This is a genomic window from Pedobacter sp. GSP4, from assembly GCF_051857575.1.
In the GTDB taxonomy this organism is placed as follows: domain Bacteria; phylum Bacteroidota; class Bacteroidia; order Sphingobacteriales; family Sphingobacteriaceae; genus Pedobacter.
In genome coordinates this window covers 50,135-64,709 of the sequence record NZ_JBPZIR010000007.1, presented here as the reverse complement: position 1 = coordinate 64,709, position 14,575 = coordinate 50,135, and the positions used below count along the sequence as shown (strand labels likewise).

9 protein-coding genes are annotated in these 14,575 nt (G+C 40.2%); 4 read left to right on the top strand and 5 right to left on the bottom strand.

Annotated features, from left to right (window positions below; all coding sequences use genetic code 11):
• Positions 1 to 113 precede the first annotated feature (113 nt).
• Positions 114 to 815 (bottom strand): tRNA1(Val) (adenine(37)-N6)-methyltransferase, encoded by a 702-nt coding sequence (locus ACS5PU_RS17645; RefSeq protein ID WP_439460481.1) that lies wholly within the window; start codon positions 813 to 815, stop codon positions 114 to 116.
• 1 nt (position 816) lies between these two features.
• Entirely contained in the window at positions 817 to 1,197 is a 381-nt protein-coding gene (gene gloA2 / locus ACS5PU_RS17640) for an SMU1112c/YaeR family gloxylase I-like metalloprotein (protein ID WP_439460480.1), read from the bottom strand.
• Positions 1,198 to 1,685: 488 nt separating this feature from the next.
• Here gloA2 and purL point away from each other — a divergent pair, with 488 nt between their 5' ends.
• On the top strand, positions 1,686 to 5,348 hold the full coding sequence (purL, locus tag ACS5PU_RS17635; RefSeq protein WP_439460479.1) for a phosphoribosylformylglycinamidine synthase: 3,663 nt from the start codon (positions 1,686 to 1,688) through the stop codon (positions 5,346 to 5,348).
• Between the two features lie 1,430 nt (positions 5,349 to 6,778).
• On the opposite strand, the gene ACS5PU_RS17630 is transcribed toward purL, so the two are convergent.
• On the bottom strand, positions 6,779 to 7,630 hold the full coding sequence (locus ACS5PU_RS17630) for an energy transducer TonB (protein WP_439460478.1): 852 nt from the start codon (positions 7,628 to 7,630) through the stop codon (positions 6,779 to 6,781).
• Between the two features lie 203 nt (positions 7,631 to 7,833).
• Here ACS5PU_RS17630 and ACS5PU_RS17625 point away from each other — a divergent pair, with 203 nt between their 5' ends.
• A complete protein-coding gene (locus ACS5PU_RS17625; protein WP_439460477.1) occupies positions 7,834 to 10,008 on the top strand; it encodes a glutamine synthetase III family protein in 2,175 nt (724 codons plus the stop codon).
• Positions 10,009 to 10,884: 876 nt separating this feature from the next.
• Positions 10,885 to 12,066, top strand: a complete 1,182-nt coding sequence (locus tag ACS5PU_RS17620) for an AIR synthase related protein (protein ID WP_439460476.1) — start codon at positions 10,885 to 10,887, stop codon at positions 12,064 to 12,066.
• Positions 12,067 to 12,093: 27 nt separating this feature from the next.
• Here the strand turns inward: ACS5PU_RS17620 and ACS5PU_RS17615 are convergent, their stop codons facing one another.
• Positions 12,094 to 12,291 (bottom strand): DUF3884 family protein, encoded by a 198-nt coding sequence (locus ACS5PU_RS17615; RefSeq protein WP_439460475.1) that lies wholly within the window; start codon positions 12,289 to 12,291, stop codon positions 12,094 to 12,096.
• 87 nt (positions 12,292 to 12,378) lie between these two features.
• Here ACS5PU_RS17615 and ACS5PU_RS17610 point away from each other — a divergent pair, with 87 nt between their 5' ends.
• A complete protein-coding gene (locus tag ACS5PU_RS17610) occupies positions 12,379 to 13,032 on the top strand; it encodes an acetyltransferase (RefSeq protein ID WP_439460474.1) in 654 nt (217 codons plus the stop codon).
• Between the two features lie 89 nt (positions 13,033 to 13,121).
• On the opposite strand, the gene ACS5PU_RS17605 is transcribed toward ACS5PU_RS17610, so the two are convergent.
• A complete protein-coding gene (locus ACS5PU_RS17605; RefSeq protein ID WP_439460473.1) occupies positions 13,122 to 14,333 on the bottom strand; it encodes a M57 family metalloprotease in 1,212 nt (403 codons plus the stop codon).
• Positions 14,334 to 14,575 lie beyond the last annotated feature (242 nt).

The following is a 14,575-nucleotide window of genomic DNA, read 5'->3' as shown; positions in this document are numbered from 1 at the left end:
GCTAAAAGTTCAATAAAAAGCCATCATAAAAACGGCAATAAATAATAACAATTACCTACAAAAAGGCATTAAAATAATTGTACAATATTAGCATCGGCCAAAGGCTTATTAAACTAAAAAGCCAAAAAGAAATCTTTAAGCAAATCTTGATAGGCCGCTGTATGCACTTTCAAACCTTCATAAATATAAAAGTGGCTTTCCTGTATCTCTTCCCTGCCTTTGCCCAGCTTAATAATCTGCCTAAAAGCAGGTTTCGACGCATCCGAATGGATATGCACTTTTTCCAACAGCCATAAACCATGCTTATCAGCCAATTGCACAACTTCTTCTGCCTGCTTTAGCGGAAGAATCAACCATAACGCGCCCTCAGCTGATAACAGATCATTTGCCTTTTCTACCAACATGCTAAAGAAACCCTCGTCTGCATGACGGGCAATGCCCTTCTTTTCTTCCGCACTCTTCAAATCATTCACAAAGAAAGGTGGATTGGAAACGATAAGATCAAATTTTTGATTGCACGCAAATGCCTGCACTGCCGTATGATACACGCTTAGCCGTTTGGCAAAAGCCGATAAACGGAAATTTTTCTCCGCAGTTAAAGCAGCTTGCTCATCAATTTCTACAGCAGATATAAAAGCTTCAGGAAAACGCTGCGCCAACATTAACGCAATTACCCCTGTACCCGTACCAATATCCAGGATATGCCCAGGCCTTTGCGCATTAACCATCGCACCAAGTAACACCCCGTCGGTATTGATCTTCATGGCACAACCAGTTTGATCGACCTCAAATTGTTTGAATTTGAAAATCCCCATCTTAAACCTCGTACAGCTCTAAAGGCAAACCATCCGGATCGGCAAAAAAAGTAAAACGCTTATCCGTAAACTCATCAATCCTAATCGGCTCAGTTATAATACCATGTCCTTTTAAACGCGAAATCTCCTTTTCAACATCCTCAACTTCGAAAGCCAAGTGCCGTAAACCTTGTGCCTCGGGCCGCGATGGCCTTGCAGGCGGGTTTTCAAAAGAAAAAAGCTCAATCTGGTACACACCATTCACCGCCAGATCCAGCTTGTACGATTTCCGTTCTGCCCGGTAAACCTCTCCCAAAACAGTAAAGCCCAATTTATTTACATAAAAATCTTTCGATATGTCGTAATCAGAACAGATAATGGCAATGTGGTGGATGCGAAGCATAAATAAATAATGAATGAATTAGAGAATGAGTGTGTGATTGTATTACAAAGGCAAAGTTGCAAAATATCCTCTTCAGTTATCAATATTATTGCCAGCTTTTTAACATGGCCTTACTTGTGCCCAATTATTCAAAATTCAATAAATACGGATTACAGCATTCTATCATTCAAAATTCAATCATTCTAAATTCAATCATTCTAAATCCAATCATTCATTCATTTTTTGACATTCAATCATTCAAAATTCTCTCATTCAATCACGATATCACACCAAGAAAAGGCGTCATCTCGACCGAATCATCGCGGAGTGAGGAGATCAATCTAGACAGATTTCTCGACTGCGTTGCACCCGATAGCTATCGGGTTCGCTAGAAATGACGTTGATTGGAGCAACATTAATGTCAAAAGTAATAAAAGCACAATTATATTGCTTACTACAATAAGCTTTTTGAATTTTTAACACTATTTTTGCAACTTCAAAAAAAAAGCATGATTCATTTCTTCCTTAGTCAATCGCAGGCGGTTTTTGTTTTACAAACAGACAAAGCGCTTTCTACAACTGATATTACTAAACTCGAATGGTTATTTGGCGGCGCCAAAATCTCGCAAGAAACAGCTCTAACAGGCTTTTTCGTTGGACCAAGAGCAGCAATGATTACTCCATGGAGTACCAACGCGGTAGAGATTACCCAGAACATGGACATGCAGGGAATCATCAGGATTGAAGAATTTAAGCAGGTTGATGAAAACTTTGCTGATTATGACCCGATGCTTTCTCAAAAATACAGCAAACTCGATCAAGAGGTGTACACCATCAACATCAAGCCCGAGCCGATCTTAGAAATAACCGATATTGCAGCATACAATAAACAAGAAGGACTTTCTTTAAGTGATGAAGAAGTAGATTACTTAAATTCATTGGCTCAAAAACTGGAAAGACCGCTAACCGATTCGGAAGTATTTGGTTTTTCTCAGGTAAACTCAGAGCACTGCCGCCACAAAATTTTTAACGGCAAATTTGTAATTGATGGTGTAGAGCAGCCAACCTCCTTATTTAAATTGATCCGCAAAACTTCGGAAGAAAACCCTAACGATATTGTATCGGCCTATAAAGATAACGTGGCTTTTATTAAAGGTCCTAAAGTACAGCAATTTGCACCAAAACGTGCCGATGAACCCGATTTTTACGCCATCAGCGATTTCGATTCCGTTATTTCTTTAAAAGCAGAAACACATAATTTCCCAACTACTGTAGAGCCTTTTAACGGAGCCGCTACCGGTTCTGGTGGCGAAATTAGAGACCGTTTGGCTGGTGGACAAGGCTCATTGCCTTTAGCCGGAACTGCAGTTTACATGACAGCCCTTTCGCGCCTGGCAGATAACCGCCCTTGGGAAAAAGGTGTTGAAGAAAGAGAATGGTTATACCAAACCCCGATGGATATCCTGATCAAAGCATCAAACGGTGCTACCGATTTTGGAAATAAATTCGGCCAGCCATTGATTACCGGTTCCGTTCTAACTTTCGAACACGAAGAAGACGACAGAAAACTAGGTTTTGATAAGGTAATTATGCTTGCCGGCGGTATCGGTTACGGTAAAGCAAGTCAGGCACAAAAACTTAAACCAAAAGAAGGCGATAATATTGTTATTCTTGGTGGTGAAAATTATAGGATCGGAATGGGCGGTGCAGCAGTTTCATCTGCAGATACCGGTCAGCACGGAAGCGGCATTGAGTTAAATGCCATCCAACGTTCTAATCCCGAAATGCAAAAGCGTGCGGCGAATGCCGTTCGTGGCATGGTAGAAAGCGATCACAACTCGATTATCTCTATCCACGATCATGGTGCTGGTGGCCACTTAAACTGTTTATCAGAACTCGTTGAAGAAACCGGTGGCTTAATTGATCTGGATAAATTGCCTGTAGGCGATCCTACCCTTTCGGCCAAAGAAATTATCGGTAACGAATCGCAGGAAAGAATGGGATTGGTAATTGGTAACGACCATATCGAAACCCTACAAAAAATTGCTGATCGCGAGCGCTCACCAATGTATACCGTTGGTAAAGTTACAGGCGATCACCGCTTTACCTTTAAATCTGCAACAACAGGTTTAAAACCAATGGATTTAGAATTGGCTGCCATGTTTGGCAGTTCACCTAAAATCGTAATGGACGATCAGACTGTTGACCGCAAATACGAAGCCATTACCTATAACCCTGCCGAGTTAAATACCTATTTAGAGCAGGTGCTTCAATTAGAAGCCGTAGCCTCAAAAGATTGGTTAACCAACAAAGTGGATAGGTGCGTGGGTGGCCGCGTAGCCAAACAGCAATGTGCGGGCCCGCTGCAATTGCCTTTAAACAACTGCGGTGTAATGGCTTTAGATTTTCAGGGTAAAGAAGGTATTGCCACTTCTGTGGGGCATGCACCTATCTCGGCCTTGATTGATCCGGCTGCAGGTAGCCGCAATGCCATTGCCGAATCGCTTTCGAACATGGTTTGGGCACCTTTAAAAGATGGCTTAAAAAGTGTTTCACTTTCAGCCAACTGGATGTGGGCCTGTAAAAATGAAGGCGAAGATGCAAGGTTATATTCAGCAGTTAAAGCCTGTTCTGATTTTGCTATCGATCTAGGAATCAACATCCCAACCGGGAAAGATTCGTTATCGATGAAACAGAAATACAAAAATGGCGATGTAATTGCCCCAGGAACGGTAATCATTTCTGCAGGTGCTAACTGCGATGACATTACCAAGGTTGTTGAGCCTGTCCTTCAAAAAGACGGCGGTTCAATTTATTACATCAACCTTTCTAACGATACTTATAAATTAGGTGGCTCATCATTTGCACAGATTTTGAATAAAATCGGCAATGAAACCCCTGATGTTAAAGGTGCTGCTCAATTTAAAACAGCATTCAATACGCTACAACAATTAATTAAGGAGGGAAAAATCCAAGCCGGACACGATATTGGCAGCGGCGGTTTAATTACTACCCTATTGGAAATGTGCTTTGCCGATCGCGACCTCGGTGCGTCGATCGATTTATCACCACTTGCAGAAGCCGATAGCATTAAAGTATTGTTTGCAGAGAACATTGGTATCGTATTTCAGGCCGACGCTTCAGTTGAAGACACTTTTGCCCAAGCAGGTGTTGCTTTCCATAAAATCGGAGAAGTTAGTACAAAAGCCAAATTGGAAGTTAAAAACAGCACCGAAAACTTCAGTTTTGACATTGATCACTTACGCGATGTTTGGTTTAAAACCTCTTACCTGTTAGATAGCAAGCAAACCGGTAACGGATTGGCAAAAGAACGCTACGATAATTACAAAAACCATGTTTTAAATTATAGCTTCCCACTTACATTTGATGGTAAAAAACCGGTAATCGATTCAACTCAACCACGACCAAAAGCTGCAATCATCCGCGAAAAAGGAAGTAACTCTGAACGCGAATTGGCAAATGCCATGTATTTGGCCGGTTTCGATGTAAAAGATGTCCACATGACCGATTTAATCACCGGCAGGGAAACTTTAGAAGATATCCAGTTTATCGGTGCAGTTGGCGGTTTTTCTAACTCTGATGTTTTAGGATCGGCAAAAGGCTGGGCCGGAGCATTTATGTTCAACGAAAAAGCGAGAGTGGCTTTAGAAAAATTCTTTGCCCGCCCTGATACCTTATCTGTTGGTATCTGTAATGGTTGTCAGTTATTTGTTGAGCTGGGCTTAATCAATAAAGACCATGCAGAAAAACCTAAAATGCTCCACAATAAAAGTGGCAAGCACGAAAGTATTTTTACTTCCTTAACCTTACAGGAAAACAATTCGGTCATGTTATCAACCCTGGCTGGAAGCACTTTAGGGGTTTGGGTATCGCATGGCGAAGGCAGATTCTCGTTGCCATATACCGAAGATAAATATAAAATTGTAGCCAAATACGCATACGAAACATATCCGGCCAGTCCTAACGGCTCGGATTACAACACCGCAATGCTATGCGATGAAACCGGCCGTCACCTGGTAATGATGCCACACATAGAACGTTCACTGTTCCAATGGCACTGGGCCAATTATCCAGCAGGCAGAAAAGACGAAGTTTCGCCATGGATGGAAGCCTTTGTAAATGCCCGTAAATGGATTGAGAACAAAGGATAATAATTGATGGAAGATGTAAAATGGATGATGGGATTAAAACCATCATCCATTTTTTTGTTTAAACACATTCTTCATCTCGGGCGGAGTGCTTTATGGTGACGTCATTTCGACTGAAACGTCCCGAATTTTCGGGAGAGAAATCTGCCTCTTACCCATGGTCTGTGTCCTCACAGAACATCGCCAAAACTAAAGATGCAAGATTTTTTACCCATGGTCTGTGTCCTCACAGAACATCGCCAAAACCAAAGATGCAAGATTTTGAAAGTGTCTTGATGATTTTATTTTCATGAAATAAGCGAACAGCATTTCAAAGCCACTGTAGCCTCGCCATTGCTCATAGTCCTCGTTCTGCTGCGCTCCACTCCGGGCTAACCGCGCTGTCGGGTTTATTGAACAACGGCCCGTACTTATACATGAGGCCTGCTCCTGCAACCTTCATAAACCCCTTACCCATGGTCTGTGTCCTCACAGACCATCGCCAAAACTAAAGATGCAAGATTTTGAAAGTGGTCTGTGAGGACACAGACCACAGAGTAAGATCCACAGCTAACAAGGCATGCTAAATGATTTTATTTTCATGAAATAAGCGAACAGCATTTCATAGCTACTGTAGCCCCGCCATTGCTCATAGTCCTCGTTCTGCTGCGCTCCACTCCGGGCTACCCGCGCTGTCGGGTTTATTGAACAACGGCCTGTACTTATATACATGAGGCCTGCTCCCGCAACCTCCATAAACCCCTTACCCATGGTCTGTGTCCTCACAGACCATCGCCAAAACCAATGATGCAAGAACTTGCATGTAGCCTGTTTCCTGCACCTGCCATAAACCATTAATAGCCTTACCCATGGTCTGTGTCCTCACAGACCATCGCCAAAACCAATGATGCATGAACTTGCAAGTAGCCTGTTTCCTGCACCTGCCATAAACCATTAATAGCAGTACCAGCCCTGCCCCCTAAACCCGACCGACGTGGAAAACCCACAGCCCGAGGCACGAGGGCGAGGATTTGAAACAAAGGGCGGGACTGCCTGAACCGAAAAGCACTGCATTTGCTTTCCAAAAAAATGATGCTAAATAGACCCAGATCCCGATGTTAAACCAGATAGGGTGATGGCCTCCAAATAAAAAACGGCCTGGGTATCCCCCAAACCGTTTCAATTTACCCAACCTCACATCTTCCTAAAAACGAGAACATTAATAAAAAGCTCATCATCCAAGACCTGTTCCCCATGGTCTGTGTCCTCACAAAACATCGCCAAAACTAAAGATGCAAGATTGTGAAAGTGGTCTATGGCGACACAGACCACGGAGCAGATTTACCCAACCTCACATTTTCTTTAAGCGCGCTGTTTAGAAAAATTCAATTTAGTACAACCATATCCTCCCATCTTCCATCCCACATATTCCATCTTACATCATCCATCCCCTCCTACATCATCTGGAAGTTAATCGCCATGCTATACCTCACCCTTACCGGCACACCTCTATTTTTACCTGGTTTCCAAAGTGGCGATTTTTTAATTACTTTCACGGCTTCTTCATCACAGCCAAAACCCAATCCCCTTAATACCTTAACATCCGTAACAGAACCATCTTTCTCTACCACAAAGCTCACAAACACCTTACCTTGAATACCATCTTCCTGTGCCTGATACGGATACCTTAAATTGCGTTCCATATATTTAGACCAAGCTTTGGCACCACCGTTAAACTCAGGGTATTCATCAACCCCTTCGGCTATATAGATTTCCTTATCTTCACCGGTTCCTGCACCGTCTTTGGCGGTACCCGTACCATCTCCATCGCCTTTACTATTATTTACCACTGCATTTGGGCTCACTACACCATCTTGTGTTTTAGAACTAATCACAGCATTTTTTATTTCATCAATTGTTGGAGGAGGCGGAAGTTCTGTTTTATCAACGACTACTACCTGTGAGGGAACTGCTATTGTTTTAACTTTAACCGGATCGGCTTTTGCAGGTTCAGGCTTTTCCTTTGGTTTAGGCTCGTCCTTTTTCATTTGGTGAATTGGATCTGGTGGAGTTATTTCTATTACCTTAAAGCCACCATCGCTAATGACCTCGTTTGGAAAAAGCTTCGCATAAATTAAAGGAGAGAAACACAAGAGTACAAATAAGCTGGCAGATACGAAAAGTGCACGCGTCATAATCGACGAAGACTTTGCCCTTAAAGCGTAAGCACCATAGTTTTTGTTGCGGTCTGCAAATACAAGATCGAGCCACTCGGTTTTGTATACGTTAATTGAAGAGTTGAACATAGCTTTTAATTTTTATAGGATGATGCAGCAAAATCTTCAATTCCATAAAACATTCAAAAAATCTATTTTCTTTACAAAAACCGAAATTTTTCATCCGAAAAACATTTTTTTTTTTCATTTTCAATAAAATTCACATATTTCTTACGATTGTTTTACAAAAATTAATAAAATATACTATTTTTGACAAAAAACATAACAAATTAATGAAAAGCTTAAGAACCATCGCATTAAAAGAGGCTCAAAACAGAATTTCACCAGAAGTTAAATCACCTTCAGCAAAAATCTCTGATTTTTACGGCGCTAATGTATTTGATAAGAAAAAAATGAGAGATTTCTTATCTAAGGACGTGTATGAAAAATTAATTTCATCTATCAACCAAGGTGAATTAATTAATTCTGACGATGCTAACCAAATTGCTACAGCCATGAAAGCTTGGGCAATGAGTGCTGGTGCAACGCATTACACGCACTGGTTCCAACCATTAACAGGTACAACTGCCGAAAAACACGATTCGTTTTTTGAGCCAAGTGGCGATGGTGCTATCGAGAAATTTGCTGGTAGCGCATTAGTTCAACAAGAGCCAGATGCATCTAGTTTCCCTAACGGCGGTATCCGTAATACTTTCGAAGCACGCGGTTATACTGCATGGGATCCTTCATCTCCAGCTTTCATTATGGAAAGTAAAGCAGGTAAAACCCTTTGTATCCCTACAGTTTTCGTATCATATACAGGAGAAGCCTTGGATTATAAAGCACCTTTATTAAAAGCGTTAGCTGCACTTGATAAAGCTGCTGTTGATGTTTGCCAATATTTCGATAAAAGCATTACCAAAGTAAATGCATCTTTAGGTATCGAACAAGAATATTTCTTGGTTGATGAGTCATTGTTCAATGCCCGTCCGGATTTATTGTTAACCGGCCGTGCTTTATTCGGACACATGTCTGCTAAAGGCCAACAATTAGAAGATCACTATTTCGGTTCTATCCCTGAGCGTGTATTTACGTACATGGTTGATTTCGAAAACGAAGCTTTAAAATTAGGTATTCCTTTAAAAACCCGTCACAATGAGGTTGCACCTTCACAGTTCGAGTGCGCACCGATTTATGAAGAAATCAACTTAGCTATCGATCACAATCAGTTATTGATGGATTTGATGGAAAAAGTTGCCCGTCGTCACCACTTCCGTGTTTTATTGCACGAAAAACCATATGCAGGCATCAACGGATCAGGTAAACACAACAACTGGTCGTTAATTACAGATACCGGTAAAAACTTATTGGCACCTGGTAAAACGCCTAAAAACAACTTAATGTTCCTTGCTTTCTTTGTAAACACAATCAAAGCAGTTAGCGAGCATGCTGATTTATTACGTGCAAGTATTGCTTCGGTAAGCAACGATCACCGTTTAGGTGCTAACGAAGCGCCACCTGCAATTATCTCTATCTTCTTAGGTTCACAATTGAACGATGTATTGGATGAGATTGAGCACTCACGTATCAGCAAAAAAATCAAAGAAGACAATGCACTTTGGTTAGGTATCCCTAAAATCCCTCAGATTTTGTTGGATAACACCGACCGTAACCGTACTTCTCCTTTCGCATTTACAGGTAACAAATTTGAGTTAAGAGCTGTTGGATCATCAGCAAACTCTTCTGCTCCAATGACGATCTTAAACGCGATCATGGCTGAGCAATTGGTTAAATTTAAAGCAGAAGTTGATAAATTGATCAAAAAAGGCGACAAAAAAGACATCGCTTTATTAACAGTGATCAAAAAATACATCAAAGAATCTAAAAATATCCGTTTCGAAGGAAATGGTTATAGCCAAGAGTGGGAAGATGAAGCTGCAGCACGCGGTTTATCAAACATCAAAACCACTCCTAAAGCTTTAGATGCTTATTTAACTGAAAAATCTGCTGAGTTATTTGCTACAACAGGTATTTATAGCGCGCGTGAAATTCATGCCCGTCATGAAATCATGTTAGAAAACTTCTACAAAAAACTACAGATCGAGGCACGTGTAATGGGCGAAGTGGCAAACACTGCAATTATCCCTGCTGCAATTGCTTACCAAAACTCTTTGATCGAAAACGTACAGGGTTTAAAAGCAATCGGTGTAGACAGCAGAGTTTCTATTGATATCGTTAAAAAACTTTCTGAGCATTTAGAAATTGTGAAAACCAATATCGATGCAATGTTAGAAGAGCGTAAAGTAACCAACAAAATCGAAGATACCCGCGAAAAAGCGATTGCTTACGATGAGAAAGTTAAATCTTACTTCGAAATCATCCGTTACCACGCTGATAAATTAGAGCAGATTGTTGACGATAGCGTTTGGCCTTTACCAAAATTCAGAGAATTGTTATTCATGAAATAATTTAAACCCTAAGGTTTAAACACAGGGCGTAAGGTTTTAAACTTTACGCCCTTTTCTTTTGGTTCAATCGTTCAGTGGTCAGTGGTTCATTAGTACTGCAAACTGCGTAATGGTTAATCGGTTAATTGTTTAAACTGGTTAATTGGTGCTAAGCGCCACACGCAAAACGCCTCACGTCAAACTAAATGATTCATTCGTTCACTGGTCATTGGTTCATTAATACTGCAAACTGCCAATTGAAAACTGCAAACTGGTTATTGGTTCATTAGTCATTGGTTCATTAGTACTTAAAACTGCGCAATGGTTAATCGGTTAATTGTTTAAACTGGTTAATTGATGCTAAGCGCCACACGCCAAACGCCTCACGCCAAACTAAATGATTCAATCGTTCACTGGTCATTGGTTCATTAATACTGCAAACTGCCAATTGAAAACTGCAAACTGGTTATTTATTCATTCCACAAAACCCGTCATTGCGAGCCGATTTTTCATCGGCGAAGCAATCTTATAACGCTCACTATTGATCTAGTTTCCGTTAAATTTTAATCTATCTTTCGCAGCATTCGATCAATCAGGTTTATTTAACAAAAGACGGTGCAAAGAAAAAGCCCCGTATAACGAACCAAACTAAGTGTCCTAAGCCCGATTGTACGGATGCCGTTTTATCCATTAATTGTTTTTCTAACCGACAACTTTAAAACGGCAGTAGGAAAAGCGGGGCTGCAAACCACCATGGAAAACGACCATTCACTTCCAAACCTCTTCTGATTATTTATTTTGCACAATCGACTCCAGACTTGGGACTTCGGATTTTCTATCAACCTTTTACCTTCTCCCCTTTTACCTTCCACCTTAAAAAGTTATCTTTGCGCCAACATGAGTGATAACAGGTACAATCAGCGTGGCGTTTCTGCCTCCAAAGAAGATGTGCACAATGCCATCAAAAACATAGACAAAGGAATTTTCCCTAAAGCATTCTGCAAGATCATTCCCGATATTTTAGGAGGTGATGAGGAATATTGCAATATCATGCATGCTGATGGCGCAGGTACCAAATCATCCTTAGCTTATGTTTACTGGAAACAGACCGGCGATATTTCGGTATGGAAGGGCATTGCCCAAGACGCCATCATCATGAATATTGATGATTTGATCTGCGTAGGTGCTACCGATAATATTTTGTTGTCATCAACCATTGGAAGAAATAAAAACCTCATCCCTGGCGAAGTAATTGCTGCCGTAATTAATGGCACAGAAGAAATCCTGGCCGATTTGCGTGAGCAGGGCATTTCAATTTACTCTACAGGTGGCGAAACCGCTGATGTAGGCGATTTAGTAAGAACGATTATTGTCGACTCTACCGTAACCTGCCGCTTAAAGCGCGAAGATATCATCAGCAACGATAACATTAAACCTGGCGACGTTATTGTGGCTTTAGCCTCATACGGACAGGCTACATACGAAACAGAATATAACGGTGGTATGGGATCAAACGGATTAACTTCTGCCCGACACGATGTTTTTGAAAAATCAGTTGCCAACAGCTATCCAGAAAGTTTCGATCCAGCAGTTCCTTTCGATCTGGTTTTCTCCGGTCAAAAGCAATTGGATGAAGAAATTGAAATTGAAGGTTTCGGTACAACTACCGTTGGTAAATTGGTTTTATCGCCAACACGTACCTATGCTCCGGTAATTAAAAAGATATTAGCAAACTACCGCAACCAGATCAACGGAATAGTACATTGCAGTGGTGGAGCGCAAACTAAGGTATTGCATTTCATCAACGAGGATATCCATGTGATCAAAAATGATTTATTTCCGGTTCCTCCCCTATTTAAGCTCATCCAAGAACAATCGGGCACCGATTGGAAAGAGATGTATAAAGTATTTAACATGGGGCACAGAATGGAGCTATACGTTCCGCAGGAAATTGCAGCCAGCATAATCGAAATTTCAAAAAGCTTTAACATCGATGCCAAGATCATTGGCCGCGTAGAAAAAGGCGAACAAAAACAGGTGACCATCGAAAGTGAAAAAGGCACTTTCGTTTATAACTAATACCGAATAAATTACTGGATAAAGAGGCTATACCATAAGTCGAATTTCGTCTTGATTTGTCACGTTGAGCTTGTCGAAACGCTTTTTAAAGGCATTTTGTTCAAACAAGTTCTTTCGACAAGCCCAGGATGATTGTGCGCTTTTATGATACAGCCTCATTATTTTTTCTTCCAAATAAACCTTTTTTTCAAACAGCAGTCTATAAACAGATCTTTGTCGATACAACTAGAGGTTTTATCGGCACATCATCAACATTTGCGATTATACATGTAAATTCAATTTTAACAGATTACCCCTAATTGGAATAAAAATATGATCGAAGTATATGTTCTAGGTGCAGGTAAACATGCTACAGAAGTGAGCGAATACCTTAACAGCAATGGGCATAATTTAGCAGGCTACGTAGTAAACCTTGAGGGCCATGATACGCATCCAAACATCACAAAACCGGTTATTCCAGTGCAGGATTTTTTAACAAGATATCCGGCTTCATCAGATATCAAACTCATTGGGGCGATAGGCAACTATCAACGAAAATTAATTATTGAGCTATTAGAACTTAGCGGATATAATTTTATCAATATCGTTCATCCGCACAATTACCTTAGTCCAACCCTAAAACTTGGTTATGGCAACTGCATTGCCCCGGGCTGTGTAATTAATGCCAATGTTTATGTAGGCAACCATTGCATCATCAATACGCTGTGCAACATCAGTCACGATTGCAGGATAGAAAATTATGTTACCATCTCACCGGGCGTAACCATTGCCGGCAACGTCCACATTAACGAAGGGGTTTTTATTGGCGCAGGGGCAACCATCATACCCAATATAACCATTGGCAAAGGCGCATATATTGCGGCGGGAGCCTGCGTAACTAAAAATGTACCCGAAAATGTAATGGTGGCTGGGGTACCGGCTAAGGTTAAAAAGGAAGTATATCAGCAATTAAATGCTTCAAATTGAAAGAAACACTTCAATAATTCCATAAAAAGAGGCAAGCTCAAAATTGATCTTACCTCTTTTTGTCCGCGGTTTACAAACTCACAAAAATTCTAAGGTGCTAAATAGTAACCACCGAAAGGAGCAAGAGAATAACCGCTCGTATTATTTTGTACTTCAGTCCCATAAGAATACGTAACATCTGTTATAAAAGTACCTAAATCATAGGAGGTTGCTCCATTAGGAACTAAGAACACCCTTGTTAACTGCGAACTACCAGAATATTCGAACACTTTAACTACGAAGTTATTAGTTGTTGTGTAAGGTATTGTTAAATTTTGATCCTGATAAAATTCCAATGTAAAATTATGACTTAAAAGGGTACGATCATCGCAACATCCAATAAGATAACTATCATCACTTATTAATGTACCAACTTGCTTTACATATACGTTTCTTAACTTAGGATATGTCCCGTTTAAAGCTAATATATCTTCATCGGTAAATGGTCTATCCACTCCATTTGCACATGCTAACATCCAAGACCCACTTACCGGATTAGGCGATGTTCCCCTAATATGATTTGCATTTCCACCTTCATTATTTCCATCCGCGACTATCCCACAACTAAATGCTCTGTCCATATAATCTGTATGCCTAAATCCAATAGCATGGCCAATCTCATGGGCTAAAGTAGAAGCTATGTCAGCATAAAAAGAAGAGGAATTGTAATAATAAGTATTGACCAAAATTTGGTTATACGGATTTCCATTTGTAGGAAAGCCTGATGACATAAGGTAAGCTGTTACATTGTTTGGTTTATTATTAGGATCTATAAATACTGTTGATATTACGATGTCAGCTGTGGAAGAGCTCGTACTTCGTGAAAATGTTAAGCCGAATTCTAATGCATTATACCTTGATATCGCCAAATCAAGTCCATCTTTAATGTACTGTTGGAAGGAGGGATTTATATAAATACTGATATTCCTAATTCCATTATTAGCCGTTAATAAGTTAGATACGTAATGACCAATAGGATCTTTTGATTGAAATAATCTATCTTTAAGGTTCAGGCTAAGGGAAATTTTTGACTTAGGATTTTCGCTCAATCTATCGATATCACTCTTGGTTAAGAAAATATCACCTTCTACTATATAACCATCACCGTGTTCATGTAATCCTTCACTTGTATCAAAACCAGCTGCTTTTAGCTTCTGAATAATTTCAATTGGTATTTTAACTTTATTTTCTAGAGGTTCATTACTTTTTTTGCAACCAAAAATTGTAACAGCTAATAAGAAAGCATAATATATTTTTTTCATGTTAAGATGTTTAATGTGTAATATTTAGTATAACATTAAAACACCAGCTATATAAGCGTGCAAGAATTTAAGGGATGGATTGATCAGAATCTGTTTGAAGAGAGATTATAATTTAGTGTAAAGATTCTAATAAAGGAAGAAGTTTGTTTTCCGAGAGAGCGCGCGCATTTTTAGTATGGTGATTTAGTTTCTCAAAAGTATAAAGCAAAAGCCATTAGCTGGTCTTTTTTACATGAACCATC

What these genes read in the sequence shown, in the direction of transcription:
- ACS5PU_RS17645 (WP_439460481.1), bottom strand. Translation starts at nt 815, where the DNA reads ATGGGGATTTTCAAATTCAAACAATTTGAGGTCGATCAAACTGGTTGT.
- gloA2 (WP_439460480.1), bottom strand. Translation starts at nt 1,197, where the DNA reads ATGCTTCGCATCCACCACATTGCCATTATCTGTTCTGATTACGACATA.
- purL (WP_439460479.1), top strand. Translation starts at nt 1,686, where the DNA reads ATGATTCATTTCTTCCTTAGTCAATCGCAGGCGGTTTTTGTTTTACAA.
- ACS5PU_RS17630 (WP_439460478.1), bottom strand. Translation starts at nt 7,630, where the DNA reads ATGTTCAACTCTTCAATTAACGTATACAAAACCGAGTGGCTCGATCTT.
- ACS5PU_RS17625 (WP_439460477.1), top strand. Translation starts at nt 7,834, where the DNA reads ATGAAAAGCTTAAGAACCATCGCATTAAAAGAGGCTCAAAACAGAATT.
- ACS5PU_RS17620 (WP_439460476.1), top strand. Translation starts at nt 10,885, where the DNA reads ATGAGTGATAACAGGTACAATCAGCGTGGCGTTTCTGCCTCCAAAGAA.
- ACS5PU_RS17610 (WP_439460474.1), top strand. Translation starts at nt 12,379, where the DNA reads ATGATCGAAGTATATGTTCTAGGTGCAGGTAAACATGCTACAGAAGTG.
- ACS5PU_RS17605 (WP_439460473.1), bottom strand. Translation starts at nt 14,333, where the DNA reads ATGAAAAAAATATATTATGCTTTCTTATTAGCTGTTACAATTTTTGGT.